This is a genomic window from Pseudomonas sp. KH_027 (genome assembly GCF_057838565.1).
In genome coordinates this window covers 2,249,845-2,266,146 of record NZ_CM174470.1, presented here as the reverse complement: position 1 = coordinate 2,266,146, position 16,302 = coordinate 2,249,845, and the positions used below count along the sequence as shown (strand labels likewise).

Genomic DNA, 16,302 nt, shown 5'->3' with positions numbered 1-16,302 from the left:
AGAGCAAGAGCTCTTGCGGAAAAAATGCATAGATATCAATAAGTTACTAATAAAACAGGGCAAGCAACCGCTAAGGGATAGCGAGCTAGCGCATTTTTTATTAGAAAAATCAGTTGCTTACATCGAAGTAAGCGAATCAGGCGAGCTGACGCTAGAGCCCCGGTAGAGCCATGCCGAGAGCCCCAAAGTGTCACCATGTCACAAGAGTCCACCATTAGAGATGGTGGACCCTGAACGCTGCGCGCCCAGGGCGGAAAGCTGAAAAGCTGTCTCCGCTTCCTATCCAGCCGTTCGCCACCGAGATGGAAGTCAAAATGACGAGCTGGATTCTTTACATCGTTATAGCCGCGACAGACGTGCCAGCAGTAGAGATGGGGCCATACGCTACTGCCGATGAGTGCCAAAAAGCAGGCGACCTATTCGGCGAAGAACACGCCAAAAAGGGAAAAAAAGAGTACATCGGCATCTACTGCCAGGAAGAAGAAAAGCCAAAAAGCAATTAGCCGGGATGGTTGCCACCGAGGCGACCAGAACGATTAGAGGCACCTGCGCTGCACATTCGTGCGACTTGGCAGGGGTTCCCCCTCGCTGCGCTACCCCAAACGACGTGATGCTGTATCCGCACGCCTAGAGGCATCCTCGCTCCGCTGGATCAGGGGCAAGCCCCTGCGCCCAAGGGCTACCCCGTGTTGAACAGTGGAGGGGTTGGGTTGAAATTTGCGCCTGGCGACCGTTCGTCGGTATTTATGGTAACGCGTTACATAATCTTTGTATTATTGGTAACGCGTGACTATAATTACATCACAGACAACGAAACGGAGTTCCAGCCATGCCCATGATCGACAACCAGCACCATTACAACACCGCACTTGCAGCTAAAGCAGGTAAGGGATTCCACGTTCGGGCCGATGCTTACTGGCTCGATCTGCTTGAATTTCTTCCTGCTGGTCACTTCGAAGTGCACGAGCTAGAGAAGCTGCAAAAACGTTACTTCGGGCTTCATCTTTCGATGGAAGAAGGCGAGGCCCAAGCTTACGAACTCCGTGGCTTCGTTGACGCCGTGGCGGTAATGGCTGGCGTATCCAAGGAAGATTTGGGATGGCTCTGTGATGCTTTCGAGTGGGTGATCGGACAATGAAAGATCCAATAGATCAGGCCACGCCGGATATGCTGGAAACGCCAAAACGCGGACGTCCGAAATCCGGTAACGCGTTATCGGCTGCGGAAAAGCAGAAGGCCTACCGTGATCGAAAAAAGCTGGAAGGTCTGAAAACAATAACGCTGAGCCGTTTAGAGATTTCAGCAATCACCCTGGGGCTGGCAAAGCTAGTCGCCGAACACCAACGGTATCCGACCGTTGCAGCCCGATATCAAGAAGTCCTAGACCGTTTCAGAGACTAGAGATCGAGAACAGCCTTGCAGGCTTCCTGCAAGGCTTGCAAACGCGCATCGAGGTCGAAAGATTCTCTATCGAGCTGCGCGAGCCTGGAACGCATCTGACGCGTTTCAGCAACAAGCCGAGGGTAATCCGACAAGACATGGCAAACAGCGTCCAGGGCATCCCTTGAGGGCGCGTAGAGCTGTGCGTCGCGGATTAGATGGGCTGGGATATCGAGTGGCATCGCATAATCGACGTTACATTAAATCGCGCCGGGAGCTTACGCGATTATCCCGACCCGACTGAACGTAACGTTTTCCATTATGCGAAGCCTTAGGTGAGGGCGACGACCACAAGGCCGGCCAGCAGGAACACAGCGGCCCTTGTAACTGCGGCTGTTCCGCGCCGCGATCTTCAATAGTCGGATCGAAACGCCCGTTCTGAACCACGTCCGTGCAGTAGGCAAACGATGTCTTAACCCTTGTGTGCTGCTGGCTGTAGCACTGACAACCCATCTGCCGGCCCTTGATCGTCTCAACCCGCCTGCGAACGCAGTCCTTCCAAGCGCATCGTTCCTGAGCCTTGCTGTAGCGCTTGATCCAGGCATACGTGCTGTGCATGGACATGCCTAATCGAGCGGCTACCTCGGCGACAGGTAGGCCACGTTCGGTCACTTGCTTGACCGCTTCGATCTTGAATTCTTCGGGGTAACGCTGGTTGCTCATGGCACCTCCTGATGGGCCTCAGTTTAAGGCTTGAAGGTGTCTACGAAACTAGAGGCGATTCGGGGAAACTGCCCCACTTTCAAGAAGTGCCAGTGGCTTTAGACGATCTGCATTGAATTCTGTACTTTCAGAACCCAAGAGAATGAAGTCAGCGGCAACAATATCTCCAAGCCCAACGTACACCGCGTGGGTTCTCAGGAGATAACTCATCAGCCATTTAAATATTTTCAGAATCAACTAATCAACTAATCAACTAATCAACTAATCAACTAGTCGCACAGCAGCGGTATTCCCCAGCTTCGCCAATAAACCCTTTAGCCAAACCACAGGAAGTCTAACAATGAAAGCCTTGAACATTGACGGTCATAGCATCAACAGCTCATTAAACAAATTGTCGCTCGGCGTTAAAACCATGGCGATTGGAACCTACGGTGCTTATTTTGCTCTTGCAATCATATACTTCTGGTTCGGCGGCATGAAATTCACGCATTATGAGGCACAGGGATTGGTTCCACTTGTGAGCAACAGCCCACTACTGGGATGGGTTTATGAGATCTTCAGCGTGGATATCTTCTCTAGCCTGCTCGGAGTTCTGGAGATCTCGATCGGCGCTCTTATTGCAGGCCGACTGCTATCGCCAAAGCTTTCATTAATTGGTGGAGCTTTGTCTGCCGGACTGTTCCTCACTACGCTGAGCTTTATGTTCTCGACACCAGGCGTGATCGAACCCGGCCTCGGCTTCCCAGCCATTACGGTTGCTCCGGGCCAATTCCTCCTCAAAGACATAGGATTGCTTGCCGCTTCCATATTCGTGGCGGGCCATTCTCTAACCGAGATGGAAACCCGCTGAACTGAAAATCTTCCGCCAGGGATGGCCTGAACCAGTCCGATGTTTTCAGGCCACTTTCCCATCTGCGATTCAAAACCCGCTCACCACAGCAAAAAAGGCAATCAGCAGCGCCGGCAAACGGGCTGAGCCGACCATCGACAGGGTGCATATATGCGGGAGCATGCTGTCGCGATCCAGGGCAGATGGGCGATATCAAGAGAGTTCTGCCCTCTCCACTTCTTGGGATTTCATCCAGTCCCGTGGACTGCAGCCCGTCTTGCGGCGAAACGCACGAGCAAGCGCTGAGGGGCTTTCATAACCTACCTCGTCGGCGATCAGCGTAATCGGCCGCCCTTCACGCAGGCGTTTCTGCGCCAGGCTGATACGCCAACTCAGAAGATAATCCGCAGGAGTCTGACCTATAACGGCTCGGAAATGCGCGGCATAGGCGGCGCGCGACATGTTCGACTCGCTCGCCAGCTCTGCGACTGACCAGGCACGATGCGGTGCGTCGTGCATCTGTACCAGAGAGCGCGCCAGCCGCGAATCGGCCAGTCCGGCCATCATTCCGGTACTCAACTCCTGGTGGTCGAGGAGATGCCGGAGCAGCAATATAATCAGTAGCTCGAACAACCGATCGAGCACTGCCTGCCGGCCACAATGTCCGGCTGCCGCCTCACCGAACAGCCAACTCAGTGTATCGGCCAGCAGCGGCAGCTCATCCAGGGGCAGCACCAGAAGATCGGGTAATGAAGCGGACAATGGGTTACCGACACCACCATCGAACTCCATCGAGGCACACAGTAATTGAGCCCCCTCGGGCTCACTTGCGATTAGTTGATGCCGGCTTGGGCGTGGCAGAAAAATCAGACTGGGCCGGCTAAGCAGGAAATCGCTCCCATCGGAGCCCTGTAAAGTGAGGCGACCTGCCTGCAGCAGGTGAATATGACCCCGCTGGTCAGCGCCATCGTATGACGCCATGCCGCAAAACTTGCCACTGTGAAACAGATTTGCGCGGACGCTGAACTGTGACAACAAGGTAGACAAGCGGTCCATATGGCGTCTCATGGCAAGATGTAGAGAATCCGCATCATATCACCGGTCGAATTGCGCTCATTTTCATGATCTTGCCCTAGGGCTTTGAAGACCGTTTCCCTGCCTGCCAGGAAGCTGTCGAACCACGCAATAGTCAGCACGCGGTTCAGTTCCATATGGCTGTTGCGCCACCAGCGGCGAGAGTTGCCTGCCACTTTCTGCGCGATCTGCTGACTCGCTCCCAGGGTTCGCAACTCCCGATAGATCGTCGGTCCACGCTTCCAGTGCGTGAGTTGGATCGCTCGTAGGCGGTGTCGTATCCATTCGTCCAGCTCCCGCCAGACTTTTGGGGTTTGCGACAGCCCAAAGTAGGCGTTCCAACCCGGAATATAAGGCCGCAGGCCAGCGACGATCTGTTGCAGGCTACGACCGCCCGCTCCACGCTTCCTCCCCACACTCGGTCACCCTTGTGCAGTTGCGCTTCACTTCGTTCGCTGTGGTCAACTCACGGTGGGACTTTCACCCACAAGATTGCGCCCATGCTGGGCGCACAAAAAAACGCCACCGAAATGGGTGGCGCCAGAGAGCAATCAAGGGTTCGTTCAACAGCAGCGCACGGTGCCCTTGCCCTTGCCGTAGCGCGCCTCCTGGCGCTCACGGAAGAACTCCTTATGGCTCATCACCGGCTGATCCGGGTGTTTGTTGCCCATGTGCTGGACGTAGTTGTCGTAGTCCGGAACGCCTACCATCAGGCGGGCTGCCTGGCTCAGGTACTTACCAAGGCGACTCAGGTTATTGACCATTCGCAGTCCTCGGGGACTGGGCAGTGTCCTTCGCTTCCTTGAGCAATTGCTGGATGACTTTTTCCTGGTGCTCATAGCGACCTTCGCCGAAGTGGGTGAAGCGAATCTCTCCCTGGGCGTCGATGAAGTAGTGCGCCGGCCAGTAGCGATTCTGGAACGCTGTCCAGATCCGGTAGTCGTTGTCGATGGCCACCGGGTAGTGGATATCTCGCTTGTCGACTTCAGCCCGCACGCTGTCGATGACTTTCTCGAAGCCATATTCAGGAGTGTGCACGCCAATCACCACCAGACCATCCTTGGCGTACTTCTTCGCCCACTCATTCACATGGGGCATGCTGCGTTTGCAGTTGATGCAGTCGAAAGCCCAGAAATCGACAAGCACTACCTTGCCGCGCAGCGATTCACTGGTCAAAGGCTCGGCGTTCAGCCACTGCACTGCGCCGTTCAGAGACGGCATGAGCCCTTCACTTTTCAGGTCGAGCAAAGGCTCGGCGTTGGCCTTGCTGATCAGGCCATCGGTGATCGACGAAGCGGCTTGCGGTAGCAAGTCGAGAATGCCCGATTCGACCTGGTAGGCACCGCTCGAAGTGAAGCGTGACAGCAACTGCTCATCCACACCGCTGGCGATGACCGCAACTGTCGCCAGCATCGAAGCCCCAGCAGCACGGCGAAACCAGTACGTCACGGCCAGCGAGCGCTTCAAGCGGTTCAACAGCCGGCTGCTGGCAAATATCAACGTACCCAAAGCCAGGGCCGCGCCGGCGCCATAGGTCAGCAGCAACACGCCGGTGTTCACGTTGGCGCCTTGCAACATGGCTGAGGTCAGAATCAGGCCCAGAATCGGGCCTGCACAGGGCGCCCATAACAAGCCGGTGGCGACCCCCAGCATTGCCGAGGCCGCCGATCCGCTCATCGCGCGGCCTGATTGGTCGAGCCGGTTACCGAGGGCGACGAAAGGTCGCGTCAACCACGCCCCTACCCTGCTCGAGAGCATCGAAAGCGCAAACAGCGCCAGTACAACCAGCGCTATCTGGCGACCTAAAACGCTGGCCTGAATGATCCAGCCGCTGCTGGCGACTGCGAGGGTCGAGACCACGGCAAAGGTCAGCGTCATGCCAGTCAGGGTCAGCAGTACAGAGCGAAACGAACGGTCCGCACGGGCGAAGAGAAACGGTATGACCGGCAGTATGCACGGGCTGAGGACGGTCACGATCCCGCCCAGAAAGGCAATTAAGAGCATCATGGTTCACCTGCAGGGAGTTAAAGCAGATAGACGGGGATCGGAAACCAGGCCCGCGGAAAGCGGACCTACCCCGGTATTCTTGGTATTCAGCTTTATTGGCCGCCGCGCAAATCACCTCGGCCCAGGCCGTGGGTTGCAGCAGCGCGACTTTCACGCAATACGCTGGAAGGTACGATCAGCGCCGCCTTCGGCAATGCGTTGGAAGGTGCGATCAGCGCCGCCCTCGGCAACGCGTTGGAAGGTACGATCAGCGCCGCCCTCGGCAACGCGTTGGAAGGTACGATCAGCGCCGCCCTCGGCAACGCGTTGGAAGGTGCGATCAGCGCCGCCTTCGGCAACGCGTTGGAAGGTGCGATCAGCGCCGCCTTCGGCTACACGCTGGAAAGTACGATCAGCACCGCCTTCGGCTACACGCAGGAAGGTGCGATCGCCGCCGCCCTCAGCCAGGTGATGGCTGATCTCGGACTTGCCGCACGTGAGCTGGAAACAGCTTTCCGGATTTGCGTCCAGGCGCTTGGCAGACGCAGCGCCTGCATGGCTTGCCGCGCCGGCCAGAACAAAAAACAGTGCGGTGAAACAGCTATGGAGTTTTTTCATGGTGATTTCCTCGGGATGATTGAAAACGGGATGTGCTACAGAAGAACTCAACTGCCTTCGCTGCAGGAGTTCGAGACTTTCAGGTACTTCAAAACCTGGGTTTTGTCCTGGGAGTCCAGGTAGGTCATGCGTGCTTCGACGACTTCGCAGAATTGAGCCGCGGGCTCTTCGAAAGCCACGATCTGCTTGATGTCCAGATGGCGTGGCACGTCTTGTGTGGCGGCCTCGACCTCGGCGCGGGCCGACAGCGTGCAGAGGTTCAGCGCGGCAAAAAGCCCGGCGGCGGTGATGAGTTTCGTGCTCATGAGCGATCCTCGATTGCTGAGTGGCCTGGTTTGGCGACTCGGTGTGGCAATTAAGGACTTCGCACGTATCTCGAATGTGTCGGTTTGACCGGGTCAGTTAGTCGGTGTGTATCCAAGCGGCGGGGAAATACAGTTCGATACAAATCGACCGGAATCGGCCAGGAAACGATAGGGATTTGCCAGCAAATGTATCTGCGGGACTCCAGATACACTGGAATACAAAGCCGGCCAGCGCTCGGCACGCGTTTGGATAGAATGCAATCCACTGAGGCCCAGAGGTGACCGTCCATGGACCATATAGATCACATACTGGTCGTTGATGACGATCGTGAAATCCGCGAGCTGGTGGCCAACTATCTGAAGAAGAATGGTCTGCGGGCTACGGTGGCCGCCGACGGGCGCCAGATGCGCGCATTCCTTGAGACCACTCCGGTGGACCTGATCGTGTTGGACATCATGATGCCCGGCGATGATGGTCTGGTGCTGTGCCGCGAACTCAGGGCCGGCAAGCACAGGGCCATACCGGTATTGATGCTGACCGCGCGCAACGACGAGACGGACCGGATCATCGGCCTGGAAATGGGCGCGGACGATTACCTGGTCAAACCCTTCGCCGCCCGCGAGCTGTTCGCCCGGATCAAGGCCGTGCTGCGCCGTACCCGCATGCTGCCGCCCAACTTTCAGGTCACCGAAGCTGGACGTCTGCTGAGCTTTGGCGACTGGCAGCTGGATACCACCACCCGCCATCTGGTCGATCGCAGCGGCACCATGGTCGCCCTCAGCGGCGCCGAATACCGATTGCTGCGGGTGTTCCTCGACCATCCGCAGCGCGTGCTGAGCCGGGATCAGTTGCTGAACCTGACCCAGGGCCGCGACGCCGACCTGTTCGATCGCTCCATCGATCTGCTGGTCAGCCGTTTGCGCCAGCGCCTGCGTCAGCACCTGGCGGATGATGCGAACGAGCCGGCCTATATCAAGACTGTGCGCAACGAAGGGTATGTGTTCTCCATGCCCGTCGAAATTTGCGAGGCGCGCCAGTGAACAGCCTGCGCCTCTGGCCACGCACCCTCGCCTCCCGGCTTTCACTGATTTTCCTGATCGGGCTGGTGACGGCCCATGGGCTGTCGTTCGCGGCGCTGTTCTACGAGCGCTACCAGAGCTCCCAGTCGATGATGCTCGGCAACCTGGAAACCGACTTGACCACTTCCATCGCCATTCTCGATCGGCTCCCCGCCGCCGAGCGGGCCGACTGGTTGCCGCGACTCGAGCGCAGGAACTACAGCTATCTTCTCGGCCCTGGGGAACCCGGCACCCCGGTCCCCGCCGATCAATACAATGAGTTGCTGCAGTCAATCCAAGACTCTGTGGGCAAACACTACCCGGTGACGGTCGAGGTGCTTGCTGGCGAACAGCGGCACTTGCAGGCTCACCTGAAGCTGAAAGACGGCAGTCCGGTCACCATCGATATCTTTCCCGCAATGTGGCCGCTGGCACGCTGGTTGCCGCTGGTGCTGCTGGCCCAGTTGGTACTTTTGCTGGGCTGCACCTGGCTCGCGGTGAGAACCGCAATCCGTCCGCTGGCGCAACTGGCCCAGGCCGCCGACACCCTCGATCCCAACACCAAGGGCCCACGACTCGACGAAGGCGGCCCCACTGAAGTCGCCCATGCGGCGGTGGCCTTCAACGCCATGCAAGAGCGGATTGGCGCTTACCTGGAAGAACGCCTGCAAATCCTCGGCGCGATCTCTCACGACCTGCAAACCCCCATCACCCGCATGAAGCTGCGCTCAGAGTTCATGGAAGACTCGCCGGAAAAGGACAAAATCTGGCAGGACCTCAGCGAGATGGAACGTCTGGTCCGCGAAGGCGTGGCCTACGCGCGCAGCGTGCATGGTGGCGTGGAAAAAAACTGTCGCATCGACCCTGATGCGTTTCTCGACAGCCTGGCCTGCGACTATCAGGACTCCGGTCAACAGGTGACGCTCGAGGGCAGGCTCGGCATCCCTATCACTACCCGCCCCCACGCCTTGCGCCGCATCCTGACCAACCTGATCGACAATGCCTTGAAGTTCGCCGGGGCGGCCGAGATCCAGGTCCAGGCCGAAGCCGGTCAACAGATTTCAATTTGCGTACTGGATCGCGGCCCGGGTATTCCCGACGAGGAACTGACGGCAGTATTGCAACCCTTCTACCGCTTGGAAAACTCGCGCAACCGCGACACCGGTGGCACCGGGCTCGGCCTGGCCATCGCCCAGCAACTGGCGCTGGCCATCGGTGGCAGCCTGACCCTCAGCAATCGTGAGGGTGGCGGCTTGTCAGCGCAGATCAGACTGGGACCAACGCAAAGCTGACGGTTTGCATCACTGTGCATTTCGCCTGGGGTTTGCTGCACAGGTTTGCGATTGCACAACGGCCCCGTCGAGCACCTTTGAGGCAAAGGTCGCGCAAAAGCGACCACGGCCAAGATAAATCAGCCCACAAGAAAGGTTCTTCACGGAATACCGTAATGACGGTTAATACGGGATAGCTGGGGCTGCTGTTCGTCGGCCGTTATTCTGTGGCCGGGGCTGTTATTGCGTGGGCTGACAGTCCGGTTTCGCCCTGCTGGGCGAGTCTCTTTTGGCATTGCCCCCAAAGAAACCAAAAGGTCTAGCCCCGGCATCCGGCCCGCCTGTAGCGGGTTCCCTCGCGCCATCGTCGCTCCGGGGGCACGCCGTCCCTGGCCCAGCGCAGCTCTCGCGGCGTCCCTGCCGCTCCCCCCTCCACAACGATGCCACTCGGCCTCCTGAAGGGGCGCTTGTCCCCGCCTGACTTGGTGCGTTTCATCTACTAGGCAGCGTTGGCTTCAACTTGTTTAAAGCACGTACAGGCGACACCCCGAATCCCCGTCAGGAGGCTGAGTGGCGGTGCTGCGTAGGTGGACGCGAGGCAGGACACCGAGCGAGGCACGATGACTACGCATTAATATCCAGAATGGCTTCCTTTCTATCGTTAGCACGAGCGCTTTCAATAGCTGCCTGAAGTCTGGATGACGTGCCTCCGTTGCCACTACCTTGCTGCTGAGCAGCGGCAATTTCCTTCATTCTATCGGCGATTTTTTCGCCGAGTTCCGCCTGCTGCTCTGGAGACATCGCGTCGTATTCTTCTTTGGATATCCCCATTTGCGCCAAGATCGCGTACTGCATTTTTTCTTGGTCAGACATCTCCATATATTCTTTGAATTTATCGCTCGCACTCTTCGACTTGATCTCCGATTCGGAGGCTTCAATTCGGCCAGATCGAATAGAGATACTGTCGGATGACGCGTTCGGATCGTTTGAAACAGGTTTGAGTTTTGCGAATGCTTCCAAACCAGCGCTATTCGGGTTTTCCGCTTTTCGCGAAATCATTGATTGGGCGCCAAAAACGTTACTCGGCTGAGTCACATTGAAAGTCCTCACCGCCCTCCTCCTATACAAGTGATCATTTAAAAACTTAGTCAGGCAACTGACAGGCCAGCTCCCGGGGAAGGCTCTAGGAAGTGCAAGGCCAGACTTTTAGCGATCAAGAGGGACTCAGCAGCGGCAGATCATTGCCGCTGCTCGGTCATTATTTTCCAGCGAGTGGCAACGATCAGAGTCACTCGAGCCGGAAGTTGCTGAGATCGATTGAGACCAACAGCAAGTCTCGAATTGGCTTGAGGTCATTGCCGCGCAGATAGGCGCGGCGCTTCGTTGGAAACGAAATACCGTTCACTTGGGTGAAGTCGCTGACGTACTGGGCAGCCCGAAACCCGCCTGCGACATCAACTTGATAGTCATGTCGACGCAACAGGAAGTCTTCTCCGAAGTAAAAGTCTTGCTCGATGCAGTGGCTTGCGACCTCCCGAGGGAATCGCACTCGCAGTACCCGCCACTGTTCATTGGCTTCCTGCCAAGGCTCTACCTCGATGACCTCGAAGCCGTCCGACGCCAGCAAGAACGGTGTGTTGAGATAGGTCCACATCGCATAGCCATTGAAATAGGCAAGATGAAGTGGATCCCAGGGTGTATCGATGGCGTGGCCGAGAAAGGATTTCCTTGGATTAAGCCGTTCGCTCACAACGGCACCCTCGGTTGTCTCGATAGCAACACGCCCAGGTTCGAACACGCTGCGCCATTCCGGGCGGCCGAAAGGGCTCGCAGACGCTGTCTGTTCATGAGTCGTCGCAGTCATCTCGCGCGGAGTCGTAGTTGCTTCCAGTCCTTTCAAGGGCCACAACCCACCTCCTCCAATGATGGTGGCCGTGACGCGTGTAAGTTTGTTCCAGCGATCAAGCCCGCCGTGGACATGCAAGACTTGCTTCAATAATTCATTCATTTGCTTTTCCTCCTGTTGTGAGCCGACGACCTGGATTGCGACGGCCGAGGTCGCCATGGGCAAACAGAGTGAGGCTAGGAAGCGTCGGTGGCACTGGGAGTCGTCCATTGCCGAGAGGTAGCCTGCTCGATGAACACTAGCAGGCTAGATCCGTGACAAGTTCGGTTCAGACCAGATTGATCACGACGTCGATGTTATCTCGTGTGGCCTTGGAATACGGGCAGGTCTGGTGCGCGGCATCCACCAGAGCCTGGGCTACTTCGCGCGCCAAACCCGGGATGCTGACGTTGAGGCGAGCTTGGAGGAAGTAAGCGCCGCCAGTTGCGCCCAAGTCCACTTCGGCATCAACGGCCAGATCAGCCGGGAGTGTGACCTTCATTTTGCCGGCAGCAAGCCCAATCGCACCGATGAAACAGGCCGACCAACCAGCAGCCAACAACTGTTCCGGATTGGTGCCGCTACCCGCGCTGCCTGGGGACGAAAGTTTAATGTCTAAACGGCCATCAGAGCTGCGGGATGTGCCGTCGCGTCCACCCGAGGAGGTGTGGACCTTGCCGGTGTACAGTACTTTTTCGATTTTGCTCATGATGAATTCCTGGTTAGAAATGTAAAGCTGGCTTTAAACCGCATACGACAGAGTTGCATCGCCGGAATTGTTTAAAACGATGTCGTTTACGCAATCTCAGGCAGATTCAGATGGAGTGCCTTCTCGCTTGACAGGCTTCCTTCGCAGATGATTTTCAGCGTGTTTGCCGACGCCAGCAGAGTCGTTCGATGAACGCATCCAGACTCAGCTTGCCGGCTCCGCTGAGCAACAGCGGCAGGAGCGCTGCGAGATAGATCACAGGCAGTTTGAAATTGCCGAAGCCTTTGTTGCTGATGGAATAACCTTGGGCTAACTCGCTCAATGTCGACCAATCGGCTGGCCAGTGAACAGCGGCGGTTGCCACCACGGTTACCACTATCAGGATGAGTGCCGAGAGGCGTGTTCCCAAGCCCACAAGCAGCGCAATGGCGCAGAGCAATTCTGCCCACATGGAGAGTTGCCAGTTCAGCGTGGCCGGAACATGGTTAAAGGGAAAAGGAAAGGCGGCCTGGATGTCCTGGAACCAGTTTTCACCGTTCCATTTCTCCAGTCCTGACTCGAGAAACTCCCACGCCAGAAAAATGCGCAGGCTTAGAGGGGCGATCCAGCTTCCAGCACGATCGAGGTTAAGGTGCAGCCCCTTCCAGGCTGATGAGATGTTTGTTTGCATGGCTTGATCCTCCGATTCACTGCCAGGAAAGTGGCGACATCCAGGTGCCTAAAATGAACGGAATCAAGGCTCGATAGCGGCGCCACACTTGCCTTCAGTCGGCTTGGTCTGCTCGGCTGAGGCCAGCGTGTAACCCTGGGACAAATCGGTTGCGCTGAATGCGGAAGAACTGGCGGCCAGGCCCAGACCAACCACCAGCGCCAGGCTGAGGGCAGGCGTGGGGGAACCCGAAAGTTTGAACATGGGGTGATACTCCTAGCTACGGCGGAAAATGATCCTCTGTCGTGAGGCATTCAGGACCACGACCAACTGCGCTGGCCGTGACCGCATTCCACCTTGCGGGTGTATCTCGAATATGTCCCGTTGCGGACTGGGTTCAACGTTGTGTATCTCGCTGCCGTCTGTACACATTGCGATACAGACCATTACCTGGAAGTAGGCATTAGCTGGAACTGCTTGTCAGTCCTGCGCGCTGAATGCCTCATGGTAGGAAACGGCACCTTGCTTGCGGCAGTGGCTGGCAGACCTCACACGTGACGTTGTCCCGAAATTCCACCCTCGATGATTACATGAGCCACATGCCGCCCATCGGACCGAATTCGCGTGCCATGCTCTGCGCAACCATGCGCAGGCCCGCTTTGGCCGCAGCAAATTACGACCCGAAGTGGACGATCCGATAACAGTAAATAAGTCCGACCTCATTTTCCCGGCTCAGCTTCGAAGAATTGGCGATTCAGCGCTACCCAAATAGGGCGCAGCGTCAAACCAGGCTCTCATCACTCACGCTTTGGTGGTACGTATCGCATTGTGTACAACGGCCATCGCGACACATCAGCCCCACTTTAGGCACTCCAGCGGACACACACTGGATACACCCGTTTGATGAAATTTGCTCGTCGATCGGTACCACCGGTCTTAGCCCCAACTCAACGACTCAACCCCTCAAAACCACCTGGAACGTGGAGTCAGTGGGGTAGCCAAATCTCTCTTGAGGATAACCAAATGAAATCTATGAAAGCGCTCTTTATAATCGCCGCTCTGACAACCTCCTCCCTGGCTATGGCCTCAGGTGGCGGTGACCGGACATTCGCGCGTATGGAGCAAGCCCGGAAAGTCTCGATGGAGTCCTACCAGGTTGCACAGAAGCAGAAGGCTGAAGCCAAAGTAACTCAAAGCAAGACCAAGGCGACCGATCACGCCAACGGCTGATCCACTGTGTACCGTCCAACCTTGCAGAGACGCCGGAAAGTTGCAGAGGCATATTGACTCTTCTTGCTCTGGGCTTCGCGGGCAAACGCCTCCAGCTGGAGACACGGGAAATAAAAGCTCACCCTTGGGTGTAATGCTGTTCACTTAAGCGGAGCAGCATTGCGGTTAACTGGGTAACGGGTCTTGGAAATTTTCACCGTCCTTGGTCGTGATGGCCTTGGACGGTGATCCAGAAACAACCCTCCGATGCCCGCCCGCAAAGCCGACAAGCGTCTACCTGTTGCCGACAGTGGATTGGCAGCGGCCATCACGATCAGCTGCACGGCGATGTACTGGCAAGCCGGCTTGAAGCGTATATCGGACGGGGTGCGTCCAAACGCTACCGCCGCCTGACTCGCCTCCCGACGAATGATGTTGTAGGCCAGCAGCAATCCCCAAACTTCCTGGTAGATCAGGTCAATCTTCTTGCTGCGCAGGGTTGCGGCATTCTGCTGCATGGAGCTTTTGATATCCCTGAAGCCCAGTTCAATTTCCCAGCGCTCCTGGTACAGCTCTGCAACGGCTTCGGCGCTGTAGGCGTCGGCCGGTAGCGAGGTCAGGACGGTTTTCACTTTGCCCTGCACTGCATAGCTGACTTCACGCACGTCCCAGTAGGTTGGTAGGTCTGGGTTACGCTTTCTCGCCTGCGGTGAAACCTTCATACGCAGCAGGCGATCCTGCTTGCCGTAACGGATCACCTCCTCGCTGATCAGGCCCTGACGAGCGGGGATCAACCAGTGTCGGTTGTCACCGGCCGTGGCCACTTTCAGCAGCAAATCAGCACTCCAGAAGCCTTTATCGAACAACGTGACCGAATGGTTGGGGATCTGTTGCAAAAACTCATCGGCCAGGCGCATTTCACTGCGCCGATAGGGGCTCAGCTGGGCATTCAGAATCAAATGGGAGCGCACATTCATCAAGGCTACAAGACGCATCATGGGGAAGGGCGTCTGGCGCTCGGTGGAGGTATTGCCAGACCCGAAATGGTCCCGTAGTTCAGGCGTATCGGGCGTGCGCATGAGTGCCCCGTCCACGGCAAAAACCTGCAGCCCCCGCCAGGTGTCATCGCTATAGCGTTCGCCTCCCCATTGGCTGCCAGTTTTGCGGAACAGCCACTCGACCGGCTCGGCGCCAAGCCGCTTGCGAGCCTCAGTGACACCACTTTTGGCCAGCAAGCAATCCGAAGCCAGTCCCTGGGCACAAATGTTTAGACGCCTGGCCACCTCATGGACAGGCTCATCGCGGAAGAGCGCCATGCCTAGCACCAGCCAGAGCACCTGATCGGCAGGTAGCCGACGACGGCGGATGGTGGCCTGAGAGGAAAGATCAAGCGCGGACGCCACCCACTCGATTGGGATGTTCTGGGTGAAGGTGCTCAGGTCGGAGAAGTTGAATAGCTCGCCCAGATCGAGCAGATGCTGTTGGAAAGACATAAAAAATCCGATACCAGGAAGACTGGCATCGGATTCTCGGGGAAGCCCGGCTGGCGTTCAAATGCTTAAGTGAACAGCATTACACCCTTGGGTGGGCTTTTTTATTTCTGCAAGGCACTGGCTTACTCAGTCAGTCATAAGCTCAGCTTCCCATCTTCAAAGCGTCTCCACCTCTTCAACGAATCATTCCTTCCGATCGGGAGCTGAAACCAAGCGATCGCTTCCTTGCGCCCAATCGCTTATTACCTGATTCCTATTGGCTGGGATTAAGTACGATTTTGCCGCGGGTATGCCCGTTCATGCTTTAGTTCAAATTTTTCTTCAAGCTCCAGCAGGGCTAATCCCATTCGATCAATGGGTCAAACTCCAATTTCCGTTGTTTCGAACTAAAGGGGGTCGGAACTAAAGGGGCTCGGAGAGATTAATCTTAAATCACTCCGCCCCCTTAAAAGACCCTCGTCGTCATGCTTCTCGCGCCGTTCGCACTGATCGCTGTAATCCCTAAAGTAGCGTGGGCGACTAAGCCGCTGGCGATGCCACGTGTCATGTCGAGGGTTATGGCGCATCAATCAGGCTGGTCTTCTGAATACCAACAGTTTTCCGGTTGCGCGCTGTACCACCTTGCCATCCTGCTTACGCGTTTCCATGAGCATGGTCACTACGCCCCGATCCTGCTTGGAGCTGGAAGGCTCGATGGCCTGAACGGTACTTCTGACATGCAATAGGTCGTCCGAGTAGGTCGGATTAGGCCAGCTCAACTGGATATCGAGGCCAATGATCCCGCTAGCCAGGGGCACGCTGGCCACGAGCTGCTTCATTGTCAGCGCCGCTGTGTGCCAACCACTGGCCGCCAGAGCGCCCAATACGCTCCTTTCGGCGTGTTCCGGGCTGAGGTGGAACGGCTGTGGATCAAATTCCCGAGCAAAAGCCAACATTGCCTCCTGCTCGACTCGAACGCTGTCGCTTTCGAATACCTGACCAAGGCTCAGATCATCGAGGTACAGTTTGTCCTGGGAAGATGAGGTCATGATGCGGTCCTCTTAGGGGCACTAACGTTGTCGTACGTTTTGGTAATAGTCTATGAATAGCCGATTTCGCTGAGGTCGATTGCC

General features: G+C 56.8%; 19 protein-coding genes and 2 pseudogenes. 7 read left to right on the top strand and 14 right to left on the bottom strand.

Translation table 11 applies throughout. The features are described 5' to 3' along the window. The first annotated feature begins 314 nt into the window (after positions 1–314). From AC3IYG_RS10740 to AC3IYG_RS10730, 3 genes are all read left to right on the top strand, one after another. Positions 315–503 carry a hypothetical protein gene (locus AC3IYG_RS10740; protein ID WP_489313717.1) on the top strand — a complete coding sequence of 63 codons (189 nt, stop codon included), beginning with the start codon at positions 315–317 and terminating at the stop codon, positions 501–503. Between the two features lie 326 nt (positions 504–829). Further along, positions 830–1,138: a hypothetical protein gene (locus tag AC3IYG_RS10735; protein ID WP_489313716.1), complete on the top strand. Its 309-nt coding sequence runs from the start codon at positions 830–832 to the stop codon at positions 1,136–1,138. Then, positions 1,135–1,401 carry a hypothetical protein gene (locus AC3IYG_RS10730; protein WP_489313715.1) on the top strand — a complete coding sequence of 89 codons (267 nt, stop codon included), beginning with the start codon at positions 1,135–1,137 and terminating at the stop codon, positions 1,399–1,401. Before AC3IYG_RS10735 ends, AC3IYG_RS10730 begins: the two co-directional genes overlap by 4 nt. 546 nt (positions 1,402–1,947) lie before the next feature. Here the strand turns inward: AC3IYG_RS10730 and AC3IYG_RS10725 are convergent. Continuing rightward, positions 1,948–2,103: pseudogene (locus tag AC3IYG_RS10725) on the bottom strand (transposase); the annotation flags it as partial. A 340-nt stretch (positions 2,104–2,443) separates the two neighbouring features. Between AC3IYG_RS10725 and AC3IYG_RS10720 the strand changes: the two are divergent. Next, on the top strand, positions 2,444–2,953 hold the full coding sequence (locus AC3IYG_RS10720) for a YkgB family protein (protein ID WP_489313714.1): 510 nt from the start codon (positions 2,444–2,446) through the stop codon (positions 2,951–2,953). 192 nt (positions 2,954–3,145) lie between these two features. Here AC3IYG_RS10720 and AC3IYG_RS10715 read toward each other — a convergent pair whose 3' ends face one another. The 6 genes and pseudogenes from AC3IYG_RS10715 to AC3IYG_RS10690 all read right to left on the bottom strand — a co-directional run bounded on the left by AC3IYG_RS10715 (position 3,146) and on the right by AC3IYG_RS10690 (position 6,915). Continuing rightward, positions 3,146–3,988, bottom strand: a complete 843-nt coding sequence (locus tag AC3IYG_RS10715) for a cupin domain-containing protein (RefSeq protein ID WP_489313713.1) — start codon at positions 3,986–3,988, stop codon at positions 3,146–3,148. Between the two features lie 116 nt (positions 3,989–4,104). Further along, a pseudogene (locus tag AC3IYG_RS10710) lies at positions 4,105–4,410 on the bottom strand (group II intron maturase-specific domain-containing protein); the annotation flags it as partial. Between the two features lie 159 nt (positions 4,411–4,569). After that, the gene (locus tag AC3IYG_RS10705; protein ID WP_489313712.1) at positions 4,570–4,770 is read right to left on the bottom strand and encodes a YbdD/YjiX family protein; all 201 of its coding nucleotides are present in this window, start codon (positions 4,768–4,770) and stop codon (positions 4,570–4,572) included. After that, entirely contained in the window at positions 4,760–6,010 is a 1,251-nt protein-coding gene (locus AC3IYG_RS10700; protein WP_489313892.1) for a cytochrome c biogenesis protein DipZ, read from the bottom strand. The genes AC3IYG_RS10705 and AC3IYG_RS10700 overlap by 11 nt, the downstream gene beginning before the upstream one ends. Before the next feature lie 153 nt (positions 6,011–6,163). Continuing rightward, the gene (locus AC3IYG_RS10695; protein ID WP_489332187.1) at positions 6,164–6,610 is read right to left on the bottom strand and encodes a phage infection protein; all 447 of its coding nucleotides are present in this window, start codon (positions 6,608–6,610) and stop codon (positions 6,164–6,166) included. Positions 6,611–6,657: 47 nt separating this feature from the next. Then, positions 6,658–6,915 carry a DUF2790 domain-containing protein gene (locus AC3IYG_RS10690; RefSeq protein WP_489313711.1) on the bottom strand — a complete coding sequence of 86 codons (258 nt, stop codon included), beginning with the start codon at positions 6,913–6,915 and terminating at the stop codon, positions 6,658–6,660. Positions 6,916–7,203: 288 nt separating this feature from the next. Here AC3IYG_RS10690 and AC3IYG_RS10685 point away from each other — a divergent pair, with 288 nt between their 5' ends. Continuing rightward, positions 7,204–7,956: a response regulator gene (locus AC3IYG_RS10685; RefSeq protein ID WP_489313709.1), complete on the top strand. Its 753-nt coding sequence runs from the start codon at positions 7,204–7,206 to the stop codon at positions 7,954–7,956. Next, on the top strand, positions 7,953–9,266 hold the full coding sequence (locus AC3IYG_RS10680) for an ATP-binding protein (RefSeq protein WP_489313708.1): 1,314 nt from the start codon (positions 7,953–7,955) through the stop codon (positions 9,264–9,266). Before AC3IYG_RS10685 ends, AC3IYG_RS10680 begins: the two co-directional genes overlap by 4 nt. A gap of 603 nt (positions 9,267–9,869) precedes the next feature. Here the strand turns inward: AC3IYG_RS10680 and AC3IYG_RS10675 are convergent. The 5 genes from AC3IYG_RS10675 to AC3IYG_RS10655 form a co-directional block, all read right to left on the bottom strand. Beyond that, positions 9,870–10,355 (bottom strand): hypothetical protein, encoded by a 486-nt coding sequence (locus AC3IYG_RS10675; RefSeq protein WP_489313707.1) that lies wholly within the window; start codon positions 10,353–10,355, stop codon positions 9,870–9,872. Between the two features lie 178 nt (positions 10,356–10,533). Then, a complete protein-coding gene (locus AC3IYG_RS10670; protein WP_489313706.1) occupies positions 10,534–11,253 on the bottom strand; it encodes a hypothetical protein in 720 nt (239 codons plus the stop codon). A gap of 166 nt (positions 11,254–11,419) precedes the next feature. Next, positions 11,420–11,839, bottom strand: a complete 420-nt coding sequence (locus tag AC3IYG_RS10665; RefSeq protein WP_489313705.1) for an organic hydroperoxide resistance protein — start codon at positions 11,837–11,839, stop codon at positions 11,420–11,422. Between the two features lie 154 nt (positions 11,840–11,993). After that, positions 11,994–12,509 carry an HvfX family Cu-binding RiPP maturation protein gene (locus AC3IYG_RS10660; RefSeq protein WP_489313704.1) on the bottom strand — a complete coding sequence of 172 codons (516 nt, stop codon included), beginning with the start codon at positions 12,507–12,509 and terminating at the stop codon, positions 11,994–11,996. 63 nt (positions 12,510–12,572) lie between these two features. Beyond that, positions 12,573–12,752: a hypothetical protein gene (locus tag AC3IYG_RS10655; protein ID WP_489313703.1), complete on the bottom strand. Its 180-nt coding sequence runs from the start codon at positions 12,750–12,752 to the stop codon at positions 12,573–12,575. A 759-nt stretch (positions 12,753–13,511) separates the two neighbouring features. Between AC3IYG_RS10655 and AC3IYG_RS10650 the strand changes: the two genes are divergently transcribed. After that, positions 13,512–13,718, top strand: coding sequence for a co-regulatory protein PtrA N-terminal domain-containing protein (locus AC3IYG_RS10650; RefSeq protein WP_489313702.1), 207 nt, complete (start codon positions 13,512–13,514; stop codon positions 13,716–13,718). Positions 13,719–13,858: 140 nt separating this feature from the next. Here the strand turns inward: AC3IYG_RS10650 and AC3IYG_RS10645 are convergent, their stop codons facing one another. Together AC3IYG_RS10645 and AC3IYG_RS10640 are read right to left on the bottom strand one after the other, a co-directional pair. After that, positions 13,859–15,190: an IS4 family transposase gene (locus AC3IYG_RS10645; protein ID WP_489309617.1), complete on the bottom strand. Its 1,332-nt coding sequence runs from the start codon at positions 15,188–15,190 to the stop codon at positions 13,859–13,861. A gap of 569 nt (positions 15,191–15,759) precedes the next feature. Beyond that, positions 15,760–16,218 (bottom strand): MaoC family dehydratase, encoded by a 459-nt coding sequence (locus AC3IYG_RS10640; protein ID WP_489313701.1) that lies wholly within the window; start codon positions 16,216–16,218, stop codon positions 15,760–15,762. Positions 16,219–16,302 lie beyond the last annotated feature (84 nt).

What these genes read in the sequence shown, in the direction of transcription:
- AC3IYG_RS10740 (WP_489313717.1), top strand. Translation starts at nt 315, where the DNA reads ATGACGAGCTGGATTCTTTACATCGTTATAGCCGCGACAGACGTGCCA.
- AC3IYG_RS10735 (WP_489313716.1), top strand. Translation starts at nt 830, where the DNA reads ATGCCCATGATCGACAACCAGCACCATTACAACACCGCACTTGCAGCT.
- AC3IYG_RS10730 (WP_489313715.1), top strand. Translation starts at nt 1,135, where the DNA reads ATGAAAGATCCAATAGATCAGGCCACGCCGGATATGCTGGAAACGCCA.
- AC3IYG_RS10720 (WP_489313714.1), top strand. Translation starts at nt 2,444, where the DNA reads ATGAAAGCCTTGAACATTGACGGTCATAGCATCAACAGCTCATTAAAC.
- AC3IYG_RS10715 (WP_489313713.1), bottom strand. Translation starts at nt 3,988, where the DNA reads ATGGACCGCTTGTCTACCTTGTTGTCACAGTTCAGCGTCCGCGCAAAT.
- AC3IYG_RS10705 (WP_489313712.1), bottom strand. Translation starts at nt 4,770, where the DNA reads ATGGTCAATAACCTGAGTCGCCTTGGTAAGTACCTGAGCCAGGCAGCC.
- AC3IYG_RS10700 (WP_489313892.1), bottom strand. Translation starts at nt 6,010, where the DNA reads ATGCTCTTAATTGCCTTTCTGGGCGGGATCGTGACCGTCCTCAGCCCG.
- AC3IYG_RS10695 (WP_489332187.1), bottom strand. Translation starts at nt 6,610, where the DNA reads ATGAAAAAACTCCATAGCTGTTTCACCGCACTGTTTTTTGTTCTGGCC.
- AC3IYG_RS10690 (WP_489313711.1), bottom strand. Translation starts at nt 6,915, where the DNA reads ATGAGCACGAAACTCATCACCGCCGCCGGGCTTTTTGCCGCGCTGAAC.
- AC3IYG_RS10685 (WP_489313709.1), top strand. Translation starts at nt 7,204, where the DNA reads ATGGACCATATAGATCACATACTGGTCGTTGATGACGATCGTGAAATC.
- AC3IYG_RS10670 (WP_489313706.1), bottom strand. Translation starts at nt 11,253, where the DNA reads ATGAATGAATTATTGAAGCAAGTCTTGCATGTCCACGGCGGGCTTGAT.
- AC3IYG_RS10665 (WP_489313705.1), bottom strand. Translation starts at nt 11,839, where the DNA reads ATGAGCAAAATCGAAAAAGTACTGTACACCGGCAAGGTCCACACCTCC.
- AC3IYG_RS10660 (WP_489313704.1), bottom strand. Translation starts at nt 12,509, where the DNA reads ATGCAAACAAACATCTCATCAGCCTGGAAGGGGCTGCACCTTAACCTC.
- AC3IYG_RS10655 (WP_489313703.1), bottom strand. Translation starts at nt 12,752, where the DNA reads ATGTTCAAACTTTCGGGTTCCCCCACGCCTGCCCTCAGCCTGGCGCTG.
- AC3IYG_RS10650 (WP_489313702.1), top strand. Translation starts at nt 13,512, where the DNA reads ATGAAATCTATGAAAGCGCTCTTTATAATCGCCGCTCTGACAACCTCC.
- AC3IYG_RS10645 (WP_489309617.1), bottom strand. Translation starts at nt 15,190, where the DNA reads ATGTCTTTCCAACAGCATCTGCTCGATCTGGGCGAGCTATTCAACTTC.
- AC3IYG_RS10640 (WP_489313701.1), bottom strand. Translation starts at nt 16,218, where the DNA reads ATGACCTCATCTTCCCAGGACAAACTGTACCTCGATGATCTGAGCCTT.